Here is a 25830-nt window from a genome sequence, read left to right as displayed (position 1 = left end):
CGGTTGCCGCGTTCAGCGCGCGTGGCGCACGCTCATCAGGCTCAGGATCTCGAACATGATCTGCGCGCCCGCATGCGCGGTGTTCGCCGTGGCGTCATAGGCCGGCGCCACTTCAACCAGATCCCCGCCCACGATGTTGATGCCCGCCAGCCCGCGCAGCATCGCCTGCGCTTCGCGCACCGTCACGCCGCCAACCTCTGGCGTGCCGGTGCCGGGTGCGAACGCCGGGTCCAGGCAATCAATATCGAACGAGACGTACACGGGCGAGTCGCCCACCACCTCGCGGGCGCGGGCGATGATGGCCGGGACGCCCATCGTGGCGATGTCTTCGGCGTGAATCACCGTCATGCCGGACGCGTACGAGAATTCCCACAGGTATTCCGCCGCGCCGCGGATGCCGATTTGAATGGTGCGGGTGGGGTCCAGCACGCCATCCAGCACGGCCTGGCGGAACGGGCCGCCGTGATGGAAGCGGCTGCCATCGAACGGGCCACCGGTGTCACAGTGCGCATCAAAGTGGATCAACGCCAACGGTTGTTCGCGCCCCAGCGCCCGCAGGATCGGCAGCGTGACGGAATGGTCGCCGCCGGCGGACAACGGCATGACGCCCGCCGCGTGAATCTTGGCATACGTGTCTTCGATGTCCTGATGCGATTGGTCCAGGCTGAAGCGGCTGCGCATGGGCACGTCGCCAATGTCGGCCACGCGCAGGTCGCGCGTGGGGGTACAGCGCAGCACGTGGTGGTACGGGCCGACGCGTTCAATGGCGCGCAGCGCGCGCGGCCCGAAGCGGCAACCGCTGCGGTTGCTGGCGCCCAAATCCATCGGCACGCCTGTCAGCGCCACTTGCAGGTCACCGAAGTCGGGCGCGCTCCAATCGATCTGGTGTGCGGGCGCATCCATCAGCGTGGGCATGCCCGCGTAAGGCGCGCTGCGCGTGCCGCTGGCGTCGATGATGTTGGCGGCCACGGCGCTGAAATGCGGGTCGTGAATCTGCGCTTCGTTGTCGCCGCCAAAGCGGGCGCGCAAGGCCGCGAGCTTGTCGGGGGTGTAGGTCATGCTGGTCTCCTGTCAGGGATGGATGGGGGGATGGCTGATGTCGGCGGGATCATTCCGCCCCGGCTGGGCGGGCGGGCGCGTCGCGATGCCGCTGCGGGGCGGGCGCTTCCCGGTGTCGCTGCGGGGCGGGCGCGTCGCGGTATGCCCGCGCCGCCTCCGCGCGGCCCAGCAGGCTGATCGCAATGAAACTGATGGCGCTGGCTGCCAGCGCGGCATACACCGGCGTGTTGGCCGCCAGCCCGTCTTTCAACATGAAGCCAATCGCGGTGAAGCAGCCCAGCAGCATGCTGGCGATGGCGCCCGCGGTGGTGGCGCGGCGCCAGTAGATGGCGCCCAGTAACGGCACCAGCATGCCGCCCACCAGCAGGTTGTAGGCGCAGGTCAGGGCGCTGAGCACGTCGTCCACCACCAGCGCGATACCCAGCGCCGACACGCCCGCCAGCAGCGTGATCAGCCGGTTCAGGCGCACATCCGTGAACGCGCGGCCGCCGCGCAGCGCGGGCAGCAGGTCTTCGGTCAAGACGGTGGACGTGGCCAGCATCGCCGCGCTGGCGGTGGACATCATGGCCGCCAGCGCCGCCGCGATGACCAGCCCCCGGATACCGTCCGGCAAGCTGGCCTGCACGATGGCGGCAAACGCGTTGTTCACATTGTCCAGATCGGGCAGCAGCACTTTGGCGGTCATGCCGATCAGCGCGCCCACCAGGCCGTAGACAATGCAGTACAGCCCCGCCACGGTGCCCGCCACCTGCGCCACGCGGGTCGTGCGGGCGGTGAAGACGCGCTGCCAGATTTCCTGCCCGATCAGGATGCCCAGGAAGTAGATGACAAAGTACGTGATGATCGTGCTCCAGCCGATGGCCGCCATGTCGAAGCTGGCGGCAGGCAAACGCGCGACGAGCTCATCCCAGCCACCGACTCGCATCAAACAGATGGGCAGCAAAATGAACATCAGCCCCACCGTCTTGATCACGAACTGCACGATGTCGGTCAGCGTCAGCGACCACATGCCGCCCACGGCGGAATACAGCGCAACGACGCCGCCGCCCACCACCACCGACACCCAGAACGGCAGGCCGAACAGCACCTGCATGACGGTGCCGATGGCAATGACGGAAGTGGCCGCCAGCATCAATGCATACGCCATCATCACCAGCGCGCTGACGTGCTTGGTGTTGGCGCTGAACCGCCGTTCAAGCACCTGCGTCACCGTGTAGATGCGCAGCTTCAGCAAGGGCTTGGCCAACACCAGGTTCAGCACCATGATGCCCAGCCCCAGCGCGGCGCATAGCCAGAAGCCCGAGATGCCGTACACATAACCCAGCCGCACTGTGCCGACGGTGCTGGCGCCGCCCAGCACGGTGGCGGCCATGGTGCCCATGTACAGGCTCGGCCCCAGATTGCGCCCGGCCACCAGAAAGTCTTCCTGCGTCTTCGCGCGCCGCATGCCGTACCAGCCCAGCAGCAACATGCCCGCCAGATAAATCAAGACGACGCCAATGTCCAGAATCATGTCCCACACCTCCCCACACGCCTATCGCCGGCATCACACCGAGCCGGATAGAAGTTATTAATCGCCGTTTCACCGTATTGCAGTGCCCGGCCGTTTTGATGTGCGGTCGATGGCTTCCTTCAGCCGCCCCGACAGCCCTGTGGATAATAGGAATGACGCCAACGCTGATCCATATCTCGTTCGACTTACAAGCATCGATGCACGTCGATGTTTTATAGGTGCTAACCCTATGCTCTCCCAAGTTTCCGACCTTGATCTCCGCTTGATCCGGGTGTTTATCGCCATCGTGGATGCGGGCGGCGTGTCGGCCGCGCAGGACATGCTGGGCGTGGGGCAGTCCACCATCAGCAGCCAGCTGGCCACGCTGGAAACGCGGCTGGATTTCAAGCTGTGCGAACGCGGACGCGGCGGCTTCCGGCTGACGGCGAAAGGCCAGCGTTTTGAAAAACTGGCGCGCGGCGCGCTGGCGTCGTTGAACACCTTCAGCGCCGAAGCGCGCAACATGCATCGGCAGTTGGTGGGCGACCTGACGCTGGGCCTGATCGGCAACGCCACGATGGCGCACAACGTGCGCATCGGACAGGCCATCGAACGCTTCCGCCAGCGCGACGAAGCCGTGCGCTTGTCAGTACTGATCCGCGGGCCGCGCGAACTGGAAGAGCTGCTGTTGAAAGACGACATGCAAGTTGCCGTGGGCTACTTTCTGCACCGCGTGCCGATGCTGGACTACACGCCGCTATTCCAGGAGCGCCAGGTGGCGTACTGCGGCGCAACGCATCCGCTGGCGCCGCGCGCCGGCCGCGTCACAGTGGACGAGGTGGCCAACGCCGACTGGACCTGGCGCACGTATCCGCTGCCAGAAGCCTCGTTCACGGGCCGGCCCCGCCGCATCACGTCACAGGCCGACAACATGGAGGCCGCCGCCATGCTGATTCTGTCGGGCGCGCATCTGGGCTATCTGCCTGAACACTTTGCCGCGCCCTATGTTGCGGCGGGCCTCTTGCACGCGCTGGACGCCAACACGTTCCGCTATGACGTCGACATCAGCATGGTGGCCAAGAAGCGCCCGTATCTGAACGACATCACGGTGGCGTTCCTGGAGGACATCCGGGCGGCGCTGGGGGTTGCGGCCAATGACGGCGCGGGCGGCCACCCTGGCCGCACGGAAGTCAGCGGCATCTGATATTGTTCCCGAACGCCCTTACGCCTTTCACCCACGCCCGATGCCGCTACGCCCCGACTCCCCCGCCTTGCAAGACGCCATCGCCGACGCCATCAGCACGGCCACGCGCGGCGCAGGCCGTGTGAACATTCTTATCGCCGGCAAAACGGGGGTAGGCAAAAGCACGTTGATCAACGCCGTCTTTCGCGGCGAACTGGCCAAGACCGGCGCGGGCAAACCCGTCACGCAAAGCACGCAGGAATACACAAAGCCGGGCCACCCGCTCACCATCATCGACACGCGCGGCCTGGAAGTGGGCGACTACGCGCGCTCGCGCCAACAGCTGACGGACCTGATCCAGGAACGTTCCGCCTCGGACGACCACGACAAGCATGTGCACGTGGCATGGCTGTGCATTCAAGACAGCAGCCACCGCGTTGAAGACGCCGAAATCGAACTGTGCGACATGCTGGCCAACGCCGGCATTCCCGTCGTGGCCGTGCTGACGAAAGCGCGCAAGAACAGCCCCTTTCTGGACGAGGCGCGCAAGCTTTTGCCGCGCGCAAAGCAGGTTGTGGCGGTGCGCGCGCTGCCAGAATGGATCGACGAGCTGGACGCCGAGCTGCCGCCGATGGGCCTGGACAACCTGATCGAAGCAACGGCTGAATACATCCCCGAGGCGCAGCAACGCGCCTACGCCAACGCGCTGTCCACCCGCAACAAGAAGGCCCTGGAAGTAAAAAAAAAGCGGGCTGAGATAGAAGTGAATGTGGCCGCAGGGCTGGCCGCATCGGCCGCCGCCGCGCCCATTCCGTTCTCGGACGCCTTTGCGCTGGTGCCCATTCAGGTGGGCATGATCGCCAAGATCGGCATCACCTTCGGCATGGAGCTGGACACCACCGCCATCACCACGCTCGTCACGTCCACGCTGGGCGCGTCGGCAGCCACGCTGATCGGGCGTTCGGTCGTGTCGGGCATGCTGAAGTTCATTCCCGGCGCGGGCAGCGCAATCGGCGGCACCATCGCCGCCACCACGGCGGGCGCCATCACCAAGCTGCTGGGCAACGCCTACGTGGCGGTGCTGTATGACTTCAGCCAGAAGAACCCCGGCAAGGACATCGACATCGGCATGATTGCGCAGGCGTTGAAACAGCGGGTGAAGCTGTAGATCGCTGCAATCAAATGTGTTTCAGCGACACGATTCGCAAGAATCGCGCTTTTCCTGCTAACGCGTTAAATATTGCGCGCTCCACGACGTTAAGCCGTATATCCCTCAGTTTTTTCGCGGGACAGCCCACGTGTGCGCCGGCAAGGCGCGCAAGACGCGGCCGCTCCAGCCCGCCCCCCATCCAATGATCATCGACAACTCCGACGTCATGTACCGGCACCTTGTGCAGGGCGTCGTCGACTACGCCATTTACATGCTCCATCCGGACGGCACCGTCGCCAACTGGAATGCCGGCGCCCAGCGCGCCAAGGGCTACACCCAAGAAGAAATCGTCGGCAAAAATTTCGCCTGCTTCTACAGCGAAGACGACCAGGCGGCCGGACTGCCGCAATTCGGCCTGGCGACCGCGCGCGAACAAGGACGCTTCGAGGCCGAGGGATGGCGGGTGCGCAAGGACGGCACGCTGTTCTGGGCCAACGTCGTCATCGATGCGATCTACGACGAGCAGGGTGCGCTGCTGGGCTTTGCGAAGATCACGCGCGACGTCACCGAACGGCGCGAACGCGAGCAACAGCTCTTGAAGGCCAAGGAACTGGCCGAACACTTCAATAGCGAACTGACGTCGCTGTCGAGCTTCCTGGAAGCCGTGGTGTCGCACATTCCGTCGTGCGTGCTGGTGCTGGACGCGGTGTCGCGCAACATCCTGCTGGCCAACCGCCAGGCGGAGACCACCTTCGGCGCGTCGCGCAGCGACATGATGGGCAAGCCCGCGCAGCGCAGCCTGCCCCCGCCTGTCTGCGCGCTGTTCGACCGGCTGACCAATGAAGCGCTGCGCTCGGATGGCGGCTTGCGCGAAGCCGAAGAAGAACTGATCACCGCGCGCGGCCCGCGCACCTTGCGCACGAAGACACTGGTTTTCCACAGCAACGACCCGCGCTCGCGCTACGTGCTGCTGATTACGGACGACGTCACCGACGAAAACGCGGCGCATGCGCAAGTGCGCTACATGGCCCACCACGACACGCTGACCGGCATGCCGAACCGGCGCCTGTTCCGCGAACAATTGCTCAAGGCCTTGAGCAGCCGGACGGGCGGGCGCAGCACGGCAGTGCTGTGCCTGGACCTGGACAACTTCAAGAGCGTGAACGACACGCTGGGCCACCCCTGCGGCGACGAACTCTTGCGGCTGCTGGCCAAGCGCCTGCCCAAGAGTTTGCGCGAGCACGACACGCTGGCCCGCCTGGGTGGCGACGAGTTCGCCGTGGTGCTGCCCAACATCGGCGAAAAAGACGACGTGCGCAAGATGGCGGAACGGCTCATCGACGTGGTGCGCCAGCCGTTTGAAGTGGACGGCCACACCGTGCCCATCAGCGTCAGCATCGGCATCGCGCTGGCCGAAACGGCTGACTGCACCGCCGACCATCTGCTGCGCTACGCCGACATGGCGCTGTACGAAGCCAAGCGCAATGGCCGCAATTGCCTGGCCTTCTTCAAGCCAGAGATGGAGACGGCGGCGCTCAAGCGGCATGAAGTCGAAATGGATTTGCGCCAGGCCATCATGTGGCAGCAGCTGCAACTGCATTACCAGCCCATCATGGACGTAAGCCATGTGCGCATCGTGGGCCGCGAGGCGCTGATGCGCTGGCAGCATCCGGTGAAGGGCCTGATCATGCCCAGTGACTTCATCCCCATCGCCGAAGAAACCGGGCTGATCCACGAGCTGGGCGCCTTCACCTTGCACGAGGCCTGCGCCGAAGCGATGCGCTGGGACGACCATGAAACCGTGGCCGTGAACCTGTCGGCCAGCCAGTTCACCAATAGCGCGCTGGTGTCGCTGGTGGAGTCGGCGCTGTCGAAGTCCGGGCTGCCGGCGCGCCGGCTGGAGCTGGAAATTACCGAATCCGTGCTGCTGGCCAATTCCGCCGCCAACCTGAACACACTGAATCGCCTGAAGGAGCTGGGCGTGAAGGTGGCGCTGGACGACTTCGGCACGGGCTATTCGTCGCTGGGCTATCTGCGTTCGTTCGAGTTCGACAAGATCAAGATCGACAAGTCGTTCACGCAAGACGTGGAATCCAGCAAAGAGGCGCTGGCCATCATCCGCGCCATCAACGGCATCGGGCGCAGCCTGGACATTCCCACCACGGCGGAAGGCGTGGAAACCGCCGAGCAGCTGGACCGGCTGACGCAGGAAGGCTGCTCGCATTTCCAGGGCTATCTGCTGGGCCGGCCGGTGTCGCACGACGCCACAGCCGAAGCCACAGCCGACGCCACACCCAACGCCCCACACAACGCCGCACCCGGCGCCGCGGACTAGCGCGGCCGGACGGCCCCGGAATCAGGGGCCGTCCCCGCAATTCGCGGCCCCTGGCGCGCCCGGCCAGACCTATACTTTTCAAATCATCGGGTGCGCTGCGACGCGCCATCCTGCCCGATGCCTGCCGTGCCGCGCGTCGGAAGTGCCATCACGCAAGCCGCCCCAGCGGGGTCTCCCCCGGAGCGCTGCGCAAGGAGAATTCCATGACTCGCAAATACATCGACTGCCGCGAATTTCCGAGCGACATCAATTGCTCGGTGGCCTTTGCCGCGGATTCCGACGACGAGCTGTTGGAAACCGCCGTGCAGCACGCCACCACCGTACACAAACACACCGACTCGCCCGAACTGCGCACACAACTAAAAGGCATGTTCCGCGACGGTACGCCGCCCGCAGATTCACCGCAGCGCGTTTGACCGCGCTGCTTACCAGGCCAGCGTCTGCACAAACTGCGCGACGCCGGTCTGGATACCCTCCGCCGGCAGGGGCGCCCTTAGAATGCTGCGGCGCTTGTCCCGGTCCACCACCCAGAACACCATCTGCGCAGGCGGCGCACCGAACGGCCCGCTCAGGCTGATCGTGCGGCCATCATGGGGCTTGGCTTCCACCTGGAACGTATATTGACGGCCTTGTACCGCACCCTTCATGCCTTCCTGCGCGTGCGGCGCGAAGGCCTCGGTTTTCAGGTTCAGAATGCGCAGGCCCAGGTTGTCTTCAATGAAGGACCGCATGGACGCTTCCAGCTTGTCGTCCGGCACCGCTGCGTTCTGGTTCAGCGCCAGGCCCAATTGTTCGCCTGTCTTCAGCTTGCGATAGTAAAAGCGGTTCGAGTCGATGGGCTCCAGCCGGAATTCGCCGATGCGCAACGGCAGCGTCATGCCCGTGTCGTCGTACACCACCACCGGGCTTTTTTCAGCGAGTGACCATCCATCGCCCAGGCTGCCCACCCACTGGATGAACTGACGATTCAACGCCACTGCTTCCTGCGTGCGGCCTTGGCGGTACGCGACGTCAGCCGCGATATCCAGCGCGGTCTGATAGAGCGATTCGTCGTGATACGCCTTGCTCGCATGCGCCCAGGCCGGCAGCGCCAGCTCCAGGCTGCGCCGGGCTTCGGGCAGATCGTCGCGGTCATAGGCGGCGCGGCCGATCACGGTATTCAAGCGCGCAATCTCCAGCGGAAAGACCGCATCGGGCAGGGCGGCTTCAGACAGCTCGGCGGCCTGGTCCCAGTCATGCGCCATCGACCAATACGAATCGATTTCGCGGTCCTGCTCCTGCATGGTCTTGTCACGGAAGAGGCGCACATCCCCCGTCCACGTCATGGCCTCAAACAGCTCACGCAGTTGGGCGATGGCCGCGTCCTGCTTGCCTTGCGGGAACGAGGCGCGCGCCTCGACATACCACTCGCCGCGCGCCGCGATCCATTGCGCTTCAATGCCCTTGCCGCCGGGGTAGTCGGCCTGCAACGCGCGCTTGGCGGCCACGGCGTCCTTGAACGGCAAGCCCGGCAACGCGGCTTCCGTGTCGGGCGCCGGTGTCTGGTCGCCTTCGGGTTCGCCCATCCGCCTGGCCAATGCCTGGCGCCGCGCTTGCGCGTCTTTGGCGCGCAGGTCTTCGCGATACAAGACCCAGATGCGGGCCGACAGCGCACTGCCGTCGTCCAGGGTTTGCATGTAATCCAGCTGCGCGCGCTCCGTGCGGCTGTCGGCCGGCTTGAAGCTGACCAAGGCCCAGCGGCCCGTGGCAAGCGGCAGGCTCATGCCGGCCAGCGTGTAGTTCAAGCGGCCAGCGGCAGCATCACGCGTCCAAAGTCCGGGGTAGGCGTTGCCCTGCGCGTAAATGCGCGCCTGCAAGCGCGCCACATCGGCGGCTTCGTTGGCGGCGGCGGCTTCGCGCACGGCCATCACCAGCAGTTGTTCCGTGGCGTCTTCGCTGGCGTTGCGCTTGTCGAAAATGACGATTTGCGCTTCGGCCTCGCGGCGCGCTTCGTCGTAGCGCTGTTGCTTGTGCAGCAGGCGGACGAGCGTGGCGACGGCATCGTATTCTTCGTAGTGGTTTTCGCCCTGACGCGCCGCTTCGACTGCCTTGCGGGCCGCGCCGGTAGCGGCGGGCCAGTCCTTTTCAGCGATCAGGCGATGGGCCTCCTGCATGTGCTGCACGAAGGGGGAAGCCTGCGGCGGGCTGGCGTCGGCGGATGCCGGAACGCTTGTGGCGGCGTCCTGATTCTCCGCCCATGCCGCAGCGGGCCAGAGGGTTGCGCTGGCGGACAAGAGCGCGGCGGCAAGCAGCGTGCGAGTCAGAGGGGTGAGCATGGGCGTCATCTTAAAACTCCCGCACTTCGTCCATGGCCTCTTCCACGCGCGCGCGGTCCAGTGCGTCGATGCCGTCGCCCGCCACCTCGCGCCGCTTGGCCTCCACCGCGTCGACGATGCCCATCAGCGCCATGTAGATCTGCTCGCGTTCCACCGTTTCAATGAAGCTGGAACGGCGGTCCATGGCGTTGAAGCCTTCGGTGTACGCCAGCACAACGGGCCGCAAGGCGTCGGCCAGCGGACCGGCTTGCGTGGCCATGTCAGCCGCCAGCTTCAGCGCATCGGTGCGTGCCTTGCGGTACAGCGTGGCGGCCTTCTTGGCTTGCGCCGACGTCACGAATTCGCTGCCATCCCATTCGCGAAACGGGTTGTCCAGATTCGCGGCCAGCCACTCGGGCTTGCGCGGCTGGCGCACGCTCAGGTTCAAGCCGCGCGCCGTCTCGGCCTTGTAGGCTTTCTTGGCGGCCGCCGCCAAATCAGCCGGCACGCTGGTCAGCCACAGCATGACCAGCGCTGGCCATGCCGACGGCCCCGGCAGGGCGGCATCCGCAGGCGGGAACACGTCGTTAAGCATCAACGTGGACAGCGACTTCAATGCCGCCAAGCGTTCCAAGCCCTGCAAGATTCCCGGTGCACCCCAGATGCGCAGGTCCTGCAAACGCGGGAACGCCTGCACGATGTCGTTGGCGTCCAACGACTTCACGCCATGCAGGTTCAGCGACGACACCTCAGGCAAGCCCGACCACACGGGCGCCACGGCTTGCAGGTTCACCGTGAGCCAACGGCCGTTGTCTTCGCCATGCACCACCAGATCGGCGCTGGCCGTGCCGTTCAACGTCAACGTATCCAGGCCGTCGTTCAGATGGATTTCGTGCACGCCCGTCATGTCGATGGCCACACGCCCCAGGTTCGTGCCGCGCAGATCAATGACGGGCGTGTCCTGGCCCGACAGAATCAGTTCGTTGATCGTAGGCCGTGTGCGCAGCCACGGCAGCAGCCCAGGCACGGGCGCATCGGCTTCCACCGTGGTCAGCAAGGGCAGGGCATCCAGGTCCGCCAGCGCGGCCAGCGCGCTCAGCACCTTGCCGTTCACGCGGCCCGTGGACCGCGTCAATGCCAGGCCGCCCGCCTCCAGCACCACCGTCTTGTCGTGGCGTTCTACCCGGGCCGCCGTCTTGAAACGCGCGCGCACATCGGCGTCGATGGCATCCCAGCGGCGTTGCAGAAAATGCGTATCGCCATCCGGCCAGCCACCGCCAAAGCTCTGGGTATCGGCCGTGACCAGCGGCTCGCGCCGGCCCACATGCTGAAAGCGCTGCGGCACAGGACCTTGCAGCCACAGGTGCTGGCGGTGCGCATTCCAGAACATGAAGTCGAAACTGCCGGGCCGCATGGCGTCCAGCGCCGCGTCGTCGGGCAGGCTCTTGCCCAGCCAGTCCAGCGTCAACACCGCCAGTAGCCCCGCGCGATTTTCGCCCCCCACATGGGTCACTTGCACCGCCGTATAGGCATCGAGTCGGCTGTTATGAACGACGTAGATATCTCCGGGCGCAGGCGTCATCGTGGCGGGTCCTTTTGGCGATTTAAAGGGGGCCAGTATACGGGTGCAAGGTGTCACGGCCGTGGGGGGGCACCTTGCACCCCACGCGCTACTCCCGCGGAATATCCTCCGCCCGCACCGCCCGCCCCAGCAGCCAGCCCTGGCCGATGGTGGCGGGTTGGCGCGACGACAGGTATTGCGCCTGCTCTTCGGTTTCGATGCCTTCGACGATCAGCCCCAGGCCCAGCTCGCGCGAGATATCGATGACGTGGTCAATGATGAGCGTGCCCGCCTGCTCCGCGCCAATCGCCTGCGTGAAGCGGCGGTCCAGCTTGATGGCGTCGGCCTGGATCTCGGCCAGGTAGTTCAGGTTGGAATTGCCGGTGCCGAAATCGTCGATCAGTATCCGGAACCCCTGACGGCGCAAGGTGCGAATCGTGCCCAGCACATGGCTGTCCGCCAGCGGCGTGCCTTCGGTGATTTCCAGCGCCACCCGTTGCGGCGCGATGCCTTGTTCGTTCACCCGGCGCAGCAAGAAATCGGGATACGCGTCGTTCTGCAAATCTTCCGCCGACACATTGATGCTGACGTAGAACGCCGGGTCGGTGCGCAGGCGTCCCGCCAGCTCGTGCAGCGCCCGCTCCGTCACCAGCCGCGACAGCTCACGCCCCAGGCCGATCTCTTCCGCCAGCGGCACGAACAGCGCGGGCGGCACGGCCGAGCCGTCGCGCGCGCGCCAACGCGCCAAGGCCTCCACGCCCACGAGCCGGCGCGTCGCCAGTTCGCGCAGAGGCTGATAGCGGACCTGCACATCGCCGCGCCGGATGGCTTTGCGCAAGGTGGCGCGATCGCTCTTGGATTGTTGGCGCCACAACACGCACAAGCCCGCCAGCAGCCCGCCCACGAGCGCGCCGGCAGAGGCCAGGATCAAGGCGGGCAAGGGGAACCACGACTGCACATGGGCGCGCGATACGGCGCAGATGTCCACCGTGCCGGGCGCGCATTCCGCAATCACGCGTTCGGCCCGCCAACTGGTTTGCGACGCGTTGTCGCCTTGGTTGAATGCCAGCCCGTCGGTGCGGCCAAAGCGGCGGAACACATGGGCGCCATCGCGCGTTTCGACTTTGGCGTCGATGCCGGAACCCGGTTCGGGAAATCCGTCAAAGGCGCCCGGCGCGGTAAACACCACCACGTTATTGCGCGCGGCCATGTCGCCGATGATGCGGCGGTCGATGATATTGGCGGCGCCCACCCATAGCGTGACGCCGTTACGGGTCTTGAAGGCTTCGGGCGGCAACGCGTGGGGTTCCGCCAACAGCCCCCACGCGGCGGAACACACCAGCATGCCGTCACGCAGGCGGCCGATGTCGCGCAGAAAGGTGGCGTTGAACAACAGCACGCGCAACGTCGCAATGTCGGACGCCGAGCAAAGCGCCGTCGTGTGCGTGGCGGCGTCGATCAGGCGATGGCTTTCCTGCGCCACGCGCAGGGCGTGGGCCAGCAGGCGGGAATTATGGGCCGCCAGCCGGTCGTCGACCTGATTCAGTTCAATCAGCCGTCCGCCCAACAAGCCCGCCAGGAAACCCAGCGTCGACATCAACAGGACTACGGCCGTAATTCGAATACGTGACATCGGGGTAAGGGAGGGACACTGGCGGCGCTTCTCAAGGGGAGCACCTGCGCGTAAGGCAATGTAACCGCAAGCGTCCCGTCCCCCAAAAAGAAAAACGCCCATCTCGTGAATGGGCGTTCTTTTTTTGGCAAAACCTGCTGCCCGCTTATCCCTGAACCAGGGCGGACTGGCCATTGCGGGCCGTGCGCACCACGTTGAACAGGTTCTTCGGGTCTTGCAATTGCGGCGCCACTTCAATTTGGGCGCCAATGCCATGCCGCGCGGCGCTATCGCGCAACCAGCGCAGGGCCGAGAAGTCTTCCAGCGCAAAGCCCACGGAATCAAAAATGGTCACGGCATCCGCGCTTGGGCGGCCGCCATTCTGGCCGGTCAGCACCCGCCACAATTCCGTCACGGCAAAATCGGCCGGCATCTGTTGCAAGTCGCCTTCGATACGCGTCTGCGGTTCGTATTCCACGAACACCGGGCCCATGCGCAGCACGTCCGCGTGCAGCTCGGTCTTGCCCGGGCAGTCGCCACCCAGCGCGTTGATGTGCATGCCGGGTTCGACCATGTCGGCGGTCAGGATGGTGGCGTAGGCCTTGTCGGCGGTGACGGTGGTAATGATGTCCACGCCCTTGACGGCCTGGGCGGTGCTGTCGAAACGCACGATGCGCAACGACGGCGCAACGGTAGCCAGATTGCTTTCCAGCTTGCGGGTGGCCTCGGGGTCCACGTCATACACATGCAGCGTGTCGATACCCAGCACATAGTGGAACGCCAGCGCCTGGAATTCGGCTTGCGCGCCGTTGCCAATCAAGGCCATCGAACGCGAATCGGGGCGGGCCAGCGCGCGCGCGGCCAGGGCCGAGGTGACGGCGGTGCGCAAGGCGGTGGTCAACGTCAGTTCGCTGATCAGCAGCGGTTCACCCGTGCTGACGTGCGCCAGCGCGCCAAAGGCCATCACGGTGGACAGGCCGGCTTGCGGGTTGTCGGGGTGGCCGTTCACGAACTTGAAGCTGTAGAGCTCGTTGTCGGCAGTGGGCATCAGTTCGATGACGCCGGTGGCGGAATGGCTGGCTACGCGTGCGCATTTATCGAATTCCTGCCATCGCAGAAAGTCGGCCAACACATAGTCCAGCAGGTCGGTGAAGACCTTGCGCGGGCCTTGCAAGGCCACGATGTTGGCAACGTCGGAAGTCGTCAGCAGTGTCGTCATATTTTTCTCCCCAAGTTATGGAACAGAAATTCTGGCTGACGGCCAAATCAATTCATAGTGACAACATTCCACACGAAACGCTAAGATTCTGGCAATTCGACAGCCACAATTAGCACTTTTCACAATGGATACGCTGGATCAAAGCCTGCTGGGCCTGTTACGCGCCAATGCCCGCCTGTCGGTGGCGACGCTGGCGAAGAAGCTGGACGTCTCGCGCGGCACCATCGACAACCGCATCCGCAAACTGGAAGAGCGCGGCATCATCGTGGGCTATACCGTGCGGCTGCGCCCGGAAGCGGAAACCGATGACATCGTGGCCTGGATGAGCATCGCCGTCGAAGGTCATGAAACCCGCAAGATCGTGAACCTGCTGATGGGCGAACCCAGCGTGGCGGGCCTGCACGACACCAATGGCCGCTGGGACTTGCTGGCGGAATTGCGCGTGCCCACCATCGACCAGTTGTCCGAAGTGCTGGATCGCCTGCGCACGCTCAAGGGCATCTCGGCCACCGAGACCAGCATTCATCTGAAGACGTTCAAGGCGTTCTAAGACATCGCGCCCTCGGGCAATCCACGCACGAGAGCGCGGGGAAACCCGATATAAAACTTTGCATAGCGTCCATGATCCAGCGTTATGCGTGGGGCACTTGGCCTTGGCCCGCCGCCGCTAAATCGTCAATCCAATCAGTGCCTTAGCAGAATCGCCCGCGCACGCCACCGCCTTGCACGAGGCGCCGCCGCGCGGTATCGAATTTCTGCGGACGCATGCATGCTTGCATCTTCAGCCGCGCCCGGCTTTGGGCACCTTGCGGCAGGCAACCCTGCATCCCCACACTCCATGACCGACTTCGACCTGACTCTGCACAACGGCCGCATCGTCACCGCGGATGCCGATTTTATTGGCGACATCGGCATCGTTGACGGCGTCATCACCGCGATCTCGTCAAAGCTTCCTGCCGGCAAGCGCGCCATCGACGCCGCGGGCCGCTTGGTGATGCCCGGCGGCATCGACAGCCACTGCCACGTTGAACAACTGTCGAGCATGGGCGTGCTGTGCGCCGACGACTGGTACAGCGCATCGGTCTCGGCCGCGCACGGCGGCAACACCACCATCGTGCCGTTCGCGGCGCAGCATCGCGGCCAGTCGCTGCGGCAGGTGGCCGATGAGTACGCCGCATCGGCGGCGGCAAAGTCAGTCATCGACTTCAGCTACCACCTGATCATTTCCGACCCCACGCCGCAGACGCTGAACCATGACCTGCCCGAGCTGATCCGCGCCGGCATCACGTCGTTCAAGGTCTTCATGACCTACGACAAGCTCAAGCTCGACGACAAGCAATTGCTGGACGTGTTCGCCATTGCCGCGCGCGAAGGGGCGTTGCCGATGGTACACGCCGAGAACAACGACGTGATCAGCTGGATTGCGCGCCATCTGCTGGCGGCCGGACACACCGCGCCGAAGTACCACGCGGTCAGCCACGACCCCATTGCCGAAAACGAAGCCACGCAACGCGCCATCAGCCTGGCCTCTGTGCTGGAAGTGCCGGTGCTGATCGTGCACGTGTCGACGCAAGGCGGCGCGCAGGCGATTCACGCCGCGCAGACGCTGGGCGCACCCGTCTACGGCGAAACCTGCCCACATTATTTGCTGCTGACCGCCGAAGACATCGACATCCCCGGAGTGGAAGGTGCCAAGTTCTGCTGCAGCCCCCCGCCGCGCGACCCCGTGTCGCAACAGGCGCTGTGGCAAAGCCTGGATAGCGGCACGCTGGCGCTGCTGTCGTCCGACCATGCGCCGTACCGCTACGACGAATCCGGCAAGTTGCCCGCTGGCGACGCCACCACGTTCAAGCAAATCGCCAACGGCCTGCCCGGCCTGGAAGTGCGCATGCCGCTGCTGTTCTCCGAAGGCGTGCGCAGCGGCCGCCTGACTTTGCAGCAGTTCGTGGCGCTGACGTCCACCAACCACGCCCGCATGTACGGCCTGTATCCGAAGAAGGGCACGATCTCCGTTGGGGCTGACGCCGACATCGCCATCTGGGACCCCGAACGCGTCGTGACCTTGTCCGCCAATGGCCTGCACGACAACGTTGGCTACACGCCGTATGAAGGCCGCCAGGTTACGGGCTGGCCCACCACCGTGATCAGCCGCGGCGACGTCATCGTGGATGACGGCGCCCTGCATGCCGAACGCGGCCGCGGCCAGTTCATCGCGCGAGGTCTGCCCGCCCCGTTGCAGAAGACGCGCGAAATCTCGCCGCGCGCTGCTTTGCTGCGCAAGATTTTCCCGACCGTGATTGAGCCGTGATGCACCACGCCCATCACCTGAACCCCATTCGATAAGAACACCCTGGAGATTGATATCGTGAGCAACGCAACCCCCTCCCGCAAAATGGGCCTGGCGGTCGCCCAGATGGGCGCCGTGAACCTGGCCGACACCCGCGCGGTGGTCGTGCGCCGCCTGGTCGACATGATGCGCGAGGCCGCCGCCCGCAAAGCCGAATTCGTCGTGTTCCCGGAACTGGCGCTGACGACGTTCTTCCCGCGCTACTGGATGGAAGACGCCGAAGCTGTCGACCGCTACTTCGAAAAAACCATGCCCAACGCCGATGTGCAGCCGCTGTTCGACACGGCGCGCGAGCTGGGCATCGGCTTTTATCTGGGCTATGCCGAGCTCACGCCGGAAGGCCGCCAGTTCAACACCGCCATCCTGGTCGACCGCAGCGCAAAGATCATCGGCAAGTACCGCAAGATTCACTTGCCCGGCCACTCGGACCACAAGGTCGACGCGCCGTTCCAGCATCTGGAGAAGAAGTTCTTTGAAGTGGGCGACCTGGGCTTTGGCGTGTGGGAGACCAACGACGTCAAGATCGGCATGTGCCTGTGCAATGACCGCCGCTGGCCCGAGACGTATCGCGTGATGTCGCTGCAAAGTGCCGAGCTGATCGTGCTGGGCTACAACACGCCGTCGTTGAACATCCACTGGGACGAGCCCGCGCACTGGCGCACCACCACGCACGAAATCGTGCTGCAAGCCAGCGCGTATCAGAACGCAGTGTGGGTCGGCGCCGCCGCCAAATGCGGCCATGAAGACGGCCACCACATGATCGGCAGCTCGATGATCGTGGCGCCGTCGGGCGAAATCGTGGCGCGTTCCAGCGGCGAGGAAGACGAAGTCATCACCGCGAAGATCGACCTGGGCATGGGCCAGACGTTCCGCGACCACGTGTTCAACTTCGCCAAGCACCGCAGCCCGCACCACTACAAGCTGATCACCGAACGCACCGGCGCGGGCGAACCGCTGCCCGTGCCAGAAGTGGTTTAAGCCCGGTTGATGATTGCCTGCGTCATGGCAGGCAATTCTTTTTTGACGATCTGGGAAAACTGCGTCAGAAACGCCTTGGCGATGGATGGCGGAGGTTCGATCCGGGAATGGGACACGTGCACGGACAACGAAATCGCTGGCTCGATACGACGCACCACGATGCCGTGCATCAACGTATCCGTGAGGCCGTACGAATCCACCAGGGCCACACCGACGCCCTGGCGCACGAACGAACACGCCGTCTGGGACGAACGCACCTCGATGGCTGGCGTGACCGCCTGGCCCAAGGGCTCCAGGTAGTTGAACAAGGTTTCGCCCAGCGGCGTATCACGGCCGTAGCCCACCAGCATCTCGCCAGCCAGCATCGCCGGATGGATGACGCTTTCGCGCGCGAGCCGATGGCCCGCGGGCAGCACGCAGACGATCTCGCCCTGCGCGAGCTCGCTGGTGATCAGGTTGGGATGCTCGGGCTTGAACGTAGAGATAGCGATGTCCGCATGCCCCAGCAGCAGCTGGGGCAGCAGCGCATCCATGCCCAATGGGCGATAGCGGATGCGCACGCCCGGGTTGCGCGCGCAGAACTTCGCCGTCGCCGCCGGGATCAGCCATTCGCCGAAGCTGGGGCTGGACACCACGCTGACCAGCCCGCCGCCATGGCCCGCCATGCCAGCAGCCATGTCGTTCAGCCGGTTGACGCCCGCCTGAATGGATTCCACTTCCTGGAAAAGTTTGCGCGCTTCCTTGGTGGGATGCAGGCGGCCTTTGAACCGTTCAAACAGCGCGTAGCCCAAGCGCAGTTCTATCGACGCCAAGACGCGGCTGATGGCGGGCTGCGTCACATGCAGCAGCCGCCCGGCGGCGCTAAGCGAGCCCGTGATCATGATGGCGTGAAACACCTCGATCTGCCGCAGGTTCAGCGGGCCAGACCGGACCTTCCCGGGTAATTCAGACATGCTGCTTTCTTTCCTCTTGACCTGAGCGGTAGGGTCAGCGCGCGTTTGCGCCGAATTTTTTCCGCTTCTTTTGCAGGGATTCTACTCAATCATGTCCACCGCTCGCATCACGCTCGTCAACCCGAATTCGCTGACCAAGGTCACCGACGCCATCGCCCGGGCGGTGGTGCCGTTCCAGCGCCTGCCGCTGGAGTTCCGCTGCCTGACGTCGACAGGCGGGCCCGCCGGCATTCAGACCCAGGCAGAAGCCGACGCCAGCATCGCGCCGATGGCGCAGTTGTTTCTACAAGAAGCAGACACGACGGATGCGTTCATCGTCGCCTGCTTCAGCGACCCCGGCCTGCATGGGCTGCGCGACCTGGTGTCCGCGCCGGTGCTGGGCATCGGTGAAAGTTCGGTGTTGACGGCCATGAGCATGGCGACGCGCATCGGCGTCATCGCCATCGCCGCCGCGTCCGTGCCACGCCACCTGCGCTATTTCCGCGCGATGGGTGTGGCCGATCGTATCTGCGCGGAGTTGTCGCTGGATATGAAAGTCAGCGAGCTGGCCGACGCCGAGCTGGCGTTCGCGCGCATGGCGACGGTGGGCAAGACGCTGCGCGATGCGCATGGCGCCGAGGTGCTGATCATGGGCTGCGCCGGCATGGCCGACCTGCGTGGCCGGCTGGAAGACGCATGCGGCCTGCCGGTAGTGGAGCCCACGCAGGCGGCGGTGGCGATGGCGGCGGGAAGGGTGTTCAGCCGATAGGAAGAGTATGGATGGCGCGCCATCGCGCGCCATTCATCACGCCGCCTGCTGCACAAAATGCCCTGCGGCGACCTGCACCAGTTCTGCCACGTGCGGGTTGTCGCCCACCTTGCGGATCGGGCTGGGGATATCCCGCGCCGCGCGCACCGTGCGTTGATGGCGGCGCGCCGGATCGGGAATCGGCACCGCCGACAGCAGCCGCTGCGTGTAGGGATGACGCGGCCGATGCAGCACTTCCTGCGTGGGTCCGATCTCAACGATCTGGCCCATATACATGACCGCAACCCGGTGGCTGACCTTCTCCACCACGGCCATATCGTGCGAAATGAACAGGTACGACAAGCCCATCTCGGCCTGCAATTCCTTCATCAGTTCAATCACGCGGGCCTGCACGGAAACGTCCAGCGCCGACACCGGTTCATCCGCCACGATGATCTTCGGGTTCACCGATAGCGCGCGTGCAATGCACAGGCGCTGGCGTTGTCCGCCTGAAAACTGGTGCGCATAACGGTCCAGGAATTCACGCGGCAGGTTGACGCGTTCAAGCAGCTGCGCGGCGCGTTCACGGCGCTGTTCGCGCGTGTAGCCGCCGTGTACTTTCAACGGCTCGCTGACCAAGTCCCACGCATGCAGGCGCGGGTTCAAGGACGCGTAGGGGTCTTGGAAAATCATCTGAATATGCCGCCGCATGTCGCGCATCTTGTCAGGCGACATATGCGTGACGTCCTGGCCCGCCAGGCGGATCACGCCTTCGGTCGGCTGCACCAGCTTCATCAGCAAGCGTCCGGTGGTCGACTTGCCCGACCCGGACTCACCCACCAGCGCCAGCGTCTCGCCCGCGCGCAGCGTGAACGACACGCCTTCCACCGCATGCACGTTGGCCACCACCTTGCCGAACGCGCCCGCCTTCACGGGAAAGCGCTTGGCCAGGCCCGCCACTTCCAGCACGGCGGGGCGGTCGTGCACCACGGCTTCGTCAGGCGACCCATCGCCCAGCTTGGGCACGGCGGCCAGCAGGTCACGCGTGTACGGCTGTTGCGGCGCGTCGAACAGCGCCACGGTGGCGTTTTCCTCGACCTTGTCGCCATGGCGCATCACGACCACGCGGTCTGCAATTTCAGCCACCACCCCCATGTCGTGCGTGATGAACAGCACGGCCATGCCGACTTCGCGTTGCAGGTCGCGGATCAAGTCGATGATTTCGGCCTGCACCGTGACGTCCAGCGCGGTGGTCGGCTCATCGGCGATCAGCAGCTGCGGACGGCAGGCCAAGGCCATCGCGATCATCACGCGTTGGCGCATGCCGCCAGACAAGTCACCGGGATACTGCGTCATGCGGCGCTGCGGTTCCGACATCTTCACCGCCACCAGCATGGCTTCGGCCTTCGTCCAGGCTTCCTCGCGCGAGATGTCCTGATGCAGCAGATAGACCTCGGCCAACTGGTCGCCCACCGTCATCACCGGGTTCAGCGATGTCATGGGTTCTTGGAAGATCATCGAGATCTCGTTGCCGCGGATGCGGCGCAGCTTGGACTCCGGCAGCTTGAACAGGTCCACTTCCTGGCCGTCACGCGGCACAAAGCGCGCCGCGCCCGTGGCGATGCGGCCGCCAGCGCGTTCGATCAGGCGCAAGATGGACAGCGCCGTCACCGATTTGCCCGACCCCGACTCGCCCACCAGCGCCACCGTTTCACCACGCCCGATGGTGAAGTCCAGCGACTTCACAGCGCGGTAAGGGTTGGCGCGGGCGCCAAACGCCACGCTCAGGCCTTCCACCGCCAGTAGTGTCTCGTTGTTCAAGGCGCTCTCCGTCATGCGCGGCTGGGGAACACGCGCGGCGACATGGCGTCGATGCTGCGTCCCGCGTAGTCGCGCTGCGACACCGTCGCGATCGTCTGCGCCTGCGCGCGTTCCACTTCCTGCATGCAGCGCTCGATGTCGATGGTCAGCAGTTCGCCGTTCTTCACGACCTGTTCACCGTCCACATACACGTCGCGGATGGCGCGGTCGCCAGCCGAATAGATCAGGCTGCGCAACGGTTCCCGGCCGGGGCGCATGTAGGGGTGTGACAAGTCGACCAGCGAAAAGTCGGCCTTGCCGCCCACCTTGATGCGGCCGATGTCGTCGCGGTCCAGCATCTTGGCGCCGTTCACCGTTGCGGCATTGAACACTTCTTCGGTGGATGCGGCGCGGAAATGGCCGGCCTGCAAACGGGCCACATAGCAGGCCAGGCGCATCTCATCGAGCATGTTGTGCGGGAAGGTGTCGGTGCCAATGCCCACGTTGATCCCGGCGCGCAGGTAGCGGCCCAGGAAGCTCATCGCAATACCGCGGCGCACGAACACCGTGGGACAGTGCGCCACGTGCGCGCCAGAGCGTTGCAACAGGCCGAAGTCGTCGGCATGCGGCCAGTACAGCGTGCGGTGATCGTTCAGGAAGATGCCGTGGCCGATGATCAGGTCGGGGTCCAGCAAGCCCTGGTCGTCCAGCCATTCGATGGGCGTGCGGCCATGGCGGCGCGTCATCTCGGAAAATTCCACCACGCTTTGCGCGGCGTGAATCTGCATGGGGATGCCCAGGCGGCGCGCGGCGGCCTGCGCTTCCTTCAGCAGTTCGGGCGTACACGTATCCACCTGCGAGGGGCACAGCATGGCGCTCAGACGGCCGCTTGGATGATCGATGGCGCTATTCACTACGTCCAGCGCAGCTTCGAAAGATTTAACGGCGCTGGCCTCGTCCCAGGTGTATTCCACCGAGTGGCCGTCGGTGGTGCGCCATGCTGCGGAACGGAACATCGGGCCCAGCACGCCACGGATTCCGGTGCCGGCCACGACGTCGGCCCAACCTGGGCGCGGCAGCGACATGTCCACGAACGTGGTCACGCCCGACAGCAGCATTTCCGATATGGCGACCTGGTTGGAATATTGCGCGGTCTCGATGCCCATGCGGAAGACGGGCATGTACTCGTACAACGAGCTCTGGCCCAGCTTGTCGCTGCCCAACTCTTCGAGCAGGCCGCGGTTGCCGGGTTCCGACGACGGATGCGTATGCACGTTGACCAGACCCGGCATCGCCATCAGGCCATGGCCCGCGACGACGTTATCCGCCGGCCCGGCGTACCCGGTGCCCGCGTGGATGACGGTGTTGCCGCGCATCACCAGATCGGCGTTTTCGATGTAGACGTGCGAACCCAGTTCGGCATCCCACGCGACGAGCGTGGACAGGTTCTTGAAGTGGGTAATGCGGGCTTGATTGGTGTCGCTCACGGCAGGCTCTCAGTACAGCTTGAAGATGGGGAACGATGAAGAGGCGAAGCAGCCCCTGCGGCGCGGCACCGGCCGCGCCGCAGGGTCGTCGTTTACTTGAACGCGATGTCCAGACCCTTGTAGGCCGCAGCTCCGAAGATGCCATGCGCCTTCATCGGCTTCATGCGGGGGCCGCCCACGAGGTACATCGAGTCGTGATACAGCGGAATCCACGCAGCGCCGTCCGAGATCTTCGTCAATGCCTTGGACACGATGGCGTCGCCCGCGGCTGGGTCCAGCGCCTCGCTGCCTTCGGCCAGCCACTTGTCGGTCTCGGGGTCTTTCCAGTTCATGCGGTTGGGCGTGGGCACGCTGTTGGACAGGAAGTAGCTGTTCAGCGCTTCGCCCGTGCTCATGTAGCCAAAGCTCATGCTGAATTCATCAAATTCCTGCGTGGCCAGCTTGCCCCAGGCGGAGGTCGAATCGAACAGCTGCACGCGCAGGTCCACGCCCACTTTCTTCATGTCGCCTTGCACGGCTTCCATGATGTCTTTCCAGTAGCCGGTGATGCCGTAGTGCAGCAGCGACAACTTCTGGCCGTCTTTGTAGCGGTAGCCGTCAGGCCCCTTCTTCCAGCCGGCTTCGTCCAGCAGCTTGTTGGCCGCAGCCGGGTCGTAGCGGTAGGCGTCATTGCTGCCGGCGGGCGTTTTAGTAGCCAGCATGCTGGTCGCCGGTTGCGCTTCGCCGAAGGTGATGGCTTCGGTCAGCGCCTGGCGGTTGATCGCCAGATTGATGGCGCGGCGCACATTCACGTCGGTCAGCATGGGCTTGTCGATCTTGAAGCCCAGGAAGAACGTCCAGTAGAACGGGTCGGCGCGGCTCACGAACAGGCGCTTGTCGGCCTTCAGGTCTTTGATGGCCCATTGCGGCAGATAGCGCGACAAGTCGGCTTGCCCGCTTTGCAACGCCGTCAGGCGGGTGCTTTCTTCGGGCACGATCTTCCAGATGATCTTGTCGACCTTGGGCGTCGGGTCTTTGTAGATCGACGGGCCCCAGTTGTAGCCGGCATGCTTGGTCAGCACGACTTCGTTGCGCGGCGACCAGCTCTGGAAGCAATACGGGCCCGTGCCGTCAAAGGCTTTCACGCCGTAGTCCGGGCCCAGTTCCTTGACCTGATCGATGTTGATGACCGAGTGCATGTAGTGCGCCATCTGCTGCAAGAGCTCGTTGTAGGGCTTCTTCAGCTTGTAGACGACGGTGACGTCATCGGGCGCGGTGATGCTGTCGACGGGGCCGGCGCGCCAGCGCTCCAGGCCTTTGGTTTCCGGGTTCAGCCAACGCTCGTAGCTGGCCACCACGTCTTTGGCGGTCATCTTCTTGCCGCTGCAAAACGTCACGTTGTCGCGCAGCGCAAAGGTGTAGGTCAGGCCATCGGGCGACACCGTCCAGCTCTTGGCCAGCGCCGGCACCGGCGTCTTCATGTCGTAGTCCAGGCCGACCATGGTGTCGGCGGCCATGAACAGCACTTCAGCCGCGCCGCGCGCGGTGGTGCGATGCGGGTCGTATTTGTCGGTGTCCAGCTCGCGCAGGATCAGCACCGTCTTGTCAGTTTGGGCGACGGCGTGCGTCGGTGCGGCGAGCAGGCAGGTCAGCGCCAAGGGCGCAACGGCCAGGCCTTTGATGAACGTCATGGTGGTGGATTCCCCGTTGTGGTGTGTTGTGGCGTGATGTGGTTCTGGCGCGGATCAAAAGCACGGATCAAAAGCGCAACTTTGGGTCGAGCGCATCGCGCAAGCTGTCGCCCAGCAAGTTGAAGGCCAGCACGATGAAGAAGATCGTCATCGTGGGAATGGTGGAGATGTGCGGGAAGATCTGCAGAAACTTGCGGCCATCGGCGGCCATGCTGCCCAGCTCGGCAAACGGCGGCTGCGGACCCAGTCCCAGAAATGACAGCACCGAACCCAGCAGAATCGTGTGGCCCAGTTGCAGCGTCGCGTAGATCATCAGCATGGACGAGCAGTTCGGCAGCAGGTAGCGCGTGATCAGGTAGAAGTTGCCAAAGCCCATGGCATGGCCGGCTTCCATGTATTCCTGCTTCATCACCACCATGGCGGAGCCGCGTGCAATGCGCGCCATGCCTGGAATGGCCGACACGCCCAACGCCAGCACCATCGCCACGGTGCCAGGCCCCAGCAGCGCCGACAGGCTCAGGCCGAAGAGAATGGCGGGAAACGACAGCAGCACGTCCACGACGCGCATGATCACGCCTTCCAGCGGCCGGTAGTACGCCGCCAGGATGCCCAGGATGGCGCCGATACCCGACCCGCCAATCACCGCCAGCACGCTCAGCAGCAAGGTGGCGCGGATGCCGTAGATGATGCGCGACAGGATGTCGCGGCCCTGCACATCGGTGCCCAGCAGATACGTGATGCCGTCGGACGACACCCAGCCCGGCAGCTTGCGCGCGATGGACATGTTGGTGGAGTACGGATCATGCGGCGCAAGCCACGGCGCGAACAGCGCAGTCAGCAAGATGGCGATGACCGCCAGCAGCGATAGCAGCAGAATCGGATCGCGGCGCAGCCGGGCGCCGATGCGCGCCAGCGGCGTGGCCATGGCCTGGGGCGGCAAGGCGCCCATCGAAGAAGTCGAACCTGCGCTCATGATTTGTGTCCTCGCGGGTCCAGGTAGCCGTAAAGCAGATCCACGATCAGGTTGATGATGATGAAGCCCAGCGCCGTGACCAGAATCGCGCCTTGCGCCAGCGGAAAGTCGCCAGCGAAGATGGCGCCCACCGCCATGCGGCCCACGCCGGGCCAGGAATAGATCTGTTCGGTCACCACCGCGCCGCCCAGCAGGTTGCCCACTTGCAGGCCCACCAGCGTCACGATCGGCAGCAGCGCGTTGCGCAACGCATGGCGCAGCACCACGCGGGACTCGCCCGCCCCCTTGGCGCGCGCCGTGCGCACGTAATCACCGCTCAGCGTTTCGATCACGGCAGTGCGCGTGATGCGCGCAACCGGCCCGATCAGCACCGAGCCCAGCGTCAGCGCGGGTAACGCAATGGATTCCAGCCCGGCCAGCGTCCACAATGGGCCGTTGCGGCCGATGTAAGGCAGGATGCCAGCCCCGCCCACGTGCTGCACCAGCAGCAGGCCCACCCAGAACACAGGCAGCGACACGCCTACCACCGACAAGGTCATGACGAATCGATCGATCAACTTGCCGCGGCGATACGCCGCCAGCGTGCCCAGCAGGATCGCCAGCGGTATCGACCAGATCACGCTGGCCAGCATCAATTCAACGGTGGCCCCGATGGTGCTGCCGATTTCATCGATGACGGGTACGTTCGAAATCATCGAGCGGCCCAGGTCCAGATGCACCAGACGCCACATATAGCCGGTCAGCTGCACGGCGAGCGGCTTGTCCAGACCAAGCTCCTGGCGCACCTGCGCCAGTTCGTCGGCGGACGCGGTCGGGCCGGCGATAACGGCGGCGGGGTCGGCGGGCGCCACTTGCAGCAGCACGAAGCACACCACGATCACGCCCAGCAGCACGGGCAGGGAAATGTACAGACGGTTAAGCAGTTGCCGGATCATGCGACGCGAACTCCGGTCGCGGAATTCGGCCCGCCGTTGCAGCAGCCCGGCAGGG

General features: G+C 64.8%; 20 protein-coding genes. 8 read left to right on the top strand and 12 right to left on the bottom strand.

What is annotated here, in order from left to right; genetic code table 11:
• Positions 1–12 precede the first annotated feature (12 nt).
• Positions 13–1059 (bottom strand): agmatinase, encoded by a 1047-nt coding sequence (speB, locus tag AC1DB0_RS09260; protein ID WP_476757394.1) that lies wholly within the window; start codon positions 1057–1059, stop codon positions 13–15.
• A gap of 49 nt (positions 1060–1108) precedes the next feature.
• Positions 1109–2572, bottom strand: a complete 1464-nt coding sequence (locus AC1DB0_RS09255; RefSeq protein ID WP_476757393.1) for a sodium:solute symporter family protein — start codon at positions 2570–2572, stop codon at positions 1109–1111.
• A gap of 229 nt (positions 2573–2801) precedes the next feature.
• On the opposite strand from AC1DB0_RS09255, the gene AC1DB0_RS09250 reads away from it, so the two are divergent.
• The 4 genes from AC1DB0_RS09250 to AC1DB0_RS09235 all read left to right on the top strand — a co-directional run bounded on the left by AC1DB0_RS09250 (position 2802) and on the right by AC1DB0_RS09235 (position 7635).
• On the top strand, positions 2802–3755 hold the full coding sequence (locus tag AC1DB0_RS09250; RefSeq protein ID WP_175170626.1) for a LysR family transcriptional regulator: 954 nt from the start codon (positions 2802–2804) through the stop codon (positions 3753–3755).
• A 40-nt stretch (positions 3756–3795) separates the two neighbouring features.
• A complete protein-coding gene (locus AC1DB0_RS09245; RefSeq protein ID WP_476757392.1) occupies positions 3796–4902 on the top strand; it encodes a YcjF family protein in 1107 nt (368 codons plus the stop codon).
• A gap of 184 nt (positions 4903–5086) precedes the next feature.
• A complete protein-coding gene (locus AC1DB0_RS09240; RefSeq protein ID WP_427948534.1) occupies positions 5087–7219 on the top strand; it encodes a putative bifunctional diguanylate cyclase/phosphodiesterase in 2133 nt (710 codons plus the stop codon).
• A gap of 203 nt (positions 7220–7422) precedes the next feature.
• Positions 7423–7635, top strand: coding sequence for a DUF1059 domain-containing protein (locus AC1DB0_RS09235; protein WP_054421132.1), 213 nt, complete (start codon positions 7423–7425; stop codon positions 7633–7635).
• A 9-nt stretch (positions 7636–7644) separates the two neighbouring features.
• On the opposite strand, the gene AC1DB0_RS09230 is transcribed toward AC1DB0_RS09235, so the two are convergent.
• The 4 genes from AC1DB0_RS09230 to AC1DB0_RS09215 all read right to left on the bottom strand — a co-directional run bounded on the left by AC1DB0_RS09230 (position 7645) and on the right by AC1DB0_RS09215 (position 13905).
• Positions 7645–9534: a hypothetical protein gene (locus AC1DB0_RS09230; RefSeq protein WP_476757391.1), complete on the bottom strand. Its 1890-nt coding sequence runs from the start codon at positions 9532–9534 to the stop codon at positions 7645–7647.
• A 10-nt stretch (positions 9535–9544) separates the two neighbouring features.
• On the bottom strand, positions 9545–11095 hold the full coding sequence (locus tag AC1DB0_RS09225) for a hypothetical protein (protein WP_476757390.1): 1551 nt from the start codon (positions 11093–11095) through the stop codon (positions 9545–9547).
• An 88-nt stretch (positions 11096–11183) separates the two neighbouring features.
• Entirely contained in the window at positions 11184–12671 is a 1488-nt protein-coding gene (locus tag AC1DB0_RS09220; RefSeq protein ID WP_054421390.1) for an EAL domain-containing protein, read from the bottom strand.
• Positions 12672–12852: 181 nt separating this feature from the next.
• Positions 12853–13905, bottom strand: coding sequence for an ornithine cyclodeaminase (locus AC1DB0_RS09215; protein ID WP_054421129.1), 1053 nt, complete (start codon positions 13903–13905; stop codon positions 12853–12855).
• A gap of 124 nt (positions 13906–14029) precedes the next feature.
• On the opposite strand from AC1DB0_RS09215, the gene AC1DB0_RS09210 reads away from it, so the two are divergent.
• From AC1DB0_RS09210 to AC1DB0_RS09200, 3 genes are all read left to right on the top strand, one after another.
• Positions 14030–14455, top strand: a complete 426-nt coding sequence (locus tag AC1DB0_RS09210) for an Lrp/AsnC family transcriptional regulator (protein WP_054421128.1) — start codon at positions 14030–14032, stop codon at positions 14453–14455.
• Positions 14456–14743: 288 nt separating this feature from the next.
• On the top strand, positions 14744–16213 hold the full coding sequence (hydA, locus tag AC1DB0_RS09205; RefSeq protein WP_476757450.1) for a dihydropyrimidinase: 1470 nt from the start codon (positions 14744–14746) through the stop codon (positions 16211–16213).
• Between the two features lie 84 nt (positions 16214–16297).
• Positions 16298–17230, top strand: coding sequence for an N-carbamoyl-D-amino-acid hydrolase (locus tag AC1DB0_RS09200; RefSeq protein ID WP_175170696.1), 933 nt, complete (start codon positions 16298–16300; stop codon positions 17228–17230).
• Here the strand turns inward: AC1DB0_RS09200 and AC1DB0_RS09195 are convergent.
• Positions 17227–18183: a LysR family transcriptional regulator gene (locus tag AC1DB0_RS09195; RefSeq protein WP_054421125.1), complete on the bottom strand. Its 957-nt coding sequence runs from the start codon at positions 18181–18183 to the stop codon at positions 17227–17229. The genes AC1DB0_RS09200 and AC1DB0_RS09195 overlap by 4 nt on opposite strands.
• A gap of 91 nt (positions 18184–18274) precedes the next feature.
• Between AC1DB0_RS09195 and AC1DB0_RS09190 the strand changes: the two genes are divergently transcribed.
• A complete protein-coding gene (locus AC1DB0_RS09190) occupies positions 18275–18931 on the top strand; it encodes an aspartate/glutamate racemase family protein (RefSeq protein ID WP_054421124.1) in 657 nt (218 codons plus the stop codon).
• A 36-nt stretch (positions 18932–18967) separates the two neighbouring features.
• Here AC1DB0_RS09190 and AC1DB0_RS09185 read toward each other — a convergent pair whose 3' ends face one another.
• The 5 genes from AC1DB0_RS09185 to AC1DB0_RS09165 all read right to left on the bottom strand — a co-directional run bounded on the left by AC1DB0_RS09185 (position 18968) and on the right by AC1DB0_RS09165 (position 25775).
• Complete coding sequence (locus AC1DB0_RS09185; protein WP_346552499.1) at positions 18968–20746, bottom strand: ABC transporter ATP-binding protein; 1779 nt, start codon at positions 20744–20746, stop codon at positions 18968–18970.
• Complete coding sequence (locus AC1DB0_RS09180; RefSeq protein ID WP_476757389.1) at positions 20743–22197, bottom strand: amidohydrolase family protein; 1455 nt, start codon at positions 22195–22197, stop codon at positions 20743–20745. The genes AC1DB0_RS09185 and AC1DB0_RS09180 overlap by 4 nt, the downstream gene beginning before the upstream one ends.
• 92 nt (positions 22198–22289) lie before the next feature.
• Complete coding sequence (locus AC1DB0_RS09175; protein WP_054421121.1) at positions 22290–23867, bottom strand: ABC transporter substrate-binding protein; 1578 nt, start codon at positions 23865–23867, stop codon at positions 22290–22292.
• Positions 23868–23934: 67 nt separating this feature from the next.
• Entirely contained in the window at positions 23935–24840 is a 906-nt protein-coding gene (locus AC1DB0_RS09170) for an ABC transporter permease (protein WP_245636246.1), read from the bottom strand.
• Positions 24837–25775 carry an ABC transporter permease gene (locus AC1DB0_RS09165; protein ID WP_054421119.1) on the bottom strand — a complete coding sequence of 313 codons (939 nt, stop codon included), beginning with the start codon at positions 25773–25775 and terminating at the stop codon, positions 24837–24839. Before AC1DB0_RS09165 ends, AC1DB0_RS09170 begins: the two co-directional genes overlap by 4 nt.
• Positions 25776–25830 lie beyond the last annotated feature (55 nt).

It is taken from the genome of Achromobacter sp. 10T422 (genome assembly GCF_056394065.1).
This window is presented reverse-complemented; position numbering and strand designations above follow the sequence as displayed.

What these genes read in the sequence shown, in the direction of transcription:
- AC1DB0_RS09165 (WP_054421119.1), bottom strand. Translation starts at nt 25,775, where the DNA reads ATGATCCGGCAACTGCTTAACCGTCTGTACATTTCCCTGCCCGTGCTG.
- AC1DB0_RS09220 (WP_054421390.1), bottom strand. Translation starts at nt 12,671, where the DNA reads ATGTCGACGCTGGGTTTCCTGGCGGGCTTGTTGGGCGGACGGCTGATT.
- AC1DB0_RS09235 (WP_054421132.1), top strand. Translation starts at nt 7,423, where the DNA reads ATGACTCGCAAATACATCGACTGCCGCGAATTTCCGAGCGACATCAAT.
- AC1DB0_RS09255 (WP_476757393.1), bottom strand. Translation starts at nt 2,572, where the DNA reads ATGATTCTGGACATTGGCGTCGTCTTGATTTATCTGGCGGGCATGTTG.
- AC1DB0_RS09215 (WP_054421129.1), bottom strand. Translation starts at nt 13,905, where the DNA reads ATGACGACACTGCTGACGACTTCCGACGTTGCCAACATCGTGGCCTTG.
- AC1DB0_RS09240 (WP_427948534.1), top strand. Translation starts at nt 5,087, where the DNA reads ATGATCATCGACAACTCCGACGTCATGTACCGGCACCTTGTGCAGGGC.
- AC1DB0_RS09170 (WP_245636246.1), bottom strand. Translation starts at nt 24,840, where the DNA reads ATGAGCGCAGGTTCGACTTCTTCGATGGGCGCCTTGCCGCCCCAGGCC.
- AC1DB0_RS09250 (WP_175170626.1), top strand. Translation starts at nt 2,802, where the DNA reads ATGCTCTCCCAAGTTTCCGACCTTGATCTCCGCTTGATCCGGGTGTTT.
- hydA (WP_476757450.1), top strand. Translation starts at nt 14,744, where the DNA reads ATGACCGACTTCGACCTGACTCTGCACAACGGCCGCATCGTCACCGCG.
- AC1DB0_RS09190 (WP_054421124.1), top strand. Translation starts at nt 18,275, where the DNA reads ATGTCCACCGCTCGCATCACGCTCGTCAACCCGAATTCGCTGACCAAG.
- AC1DB0_RS09210 (WP_054421128.1), top strand. Translation starts at nt 14,030, where the DNA reads ATGGATACGCTGGATCAAAGCCTGCTGGGCCTGTTACGCGCCAATGCC.
- speB (WP_476757394.1), bottom strand. Translation starts at nt 1,059, where the DNA reads ATGACCTACACCCCCGACAAGCTCGCGGCCTTGCGCGCCCGCTTTGGC.
- AC1DB0_RS09200 (WP_175170696.1), top strand. Translation starts at nt 16,298, where the DNA reads ATGGGCCTGGCGGTCGCCCAGATGGGCGCCGTGAACCTGGCCGACACC.
- AC1DB0_RS09195 (WP_054421125.1), bottom strand. Translation starts at nt 18,183, where the DNA reads ATGTCTGAATTACCCGGGAAGGTCCGGTCTGGCCCGCTGAACCTGCGG.
- AC1DB0_RS09230 (WP_476757391.1), bottom strand. Translation starts at nt 9,534, where the DNA reads ATGCTCACCCCTCTGACTCGCACGCTGCTTGCCGCCGCGCTCTTGTCC.
- AC1DB0_RS09245 (WP_476757392.1), top strand. Translation starts at nt 3,796, where the DNA reads ATGCCGCTACGCCCCGACTCCCCCGCCTTGCAAGACGCCATCGCCGAC.
- AC1DB0_RS09225 (WP_476757390.1), bottom strand. Translation starts at nt 11,095, where the DNA reads ATGACGCCTGCGCCCGGAGATATCTACGTCGTTCATAACAGCCGACTC.
- AC1DB0_RS09175 (WP_054421121.1), bottom strand. Translation starts at nt 23,867, where the DNA reads ATGACGTTCATCAAAGGCCTGGCCGTTGCGCCCTTGGCGCTGACCTGC.
- AC1DB0_RS09185 (WP_346552499.1), bottom strand. Translation starts at nt 20,746, where the DNA reads ATGACGGAGAGCGCCTTGAACAACGAGACACTACTGGCGGTGGAAGGC.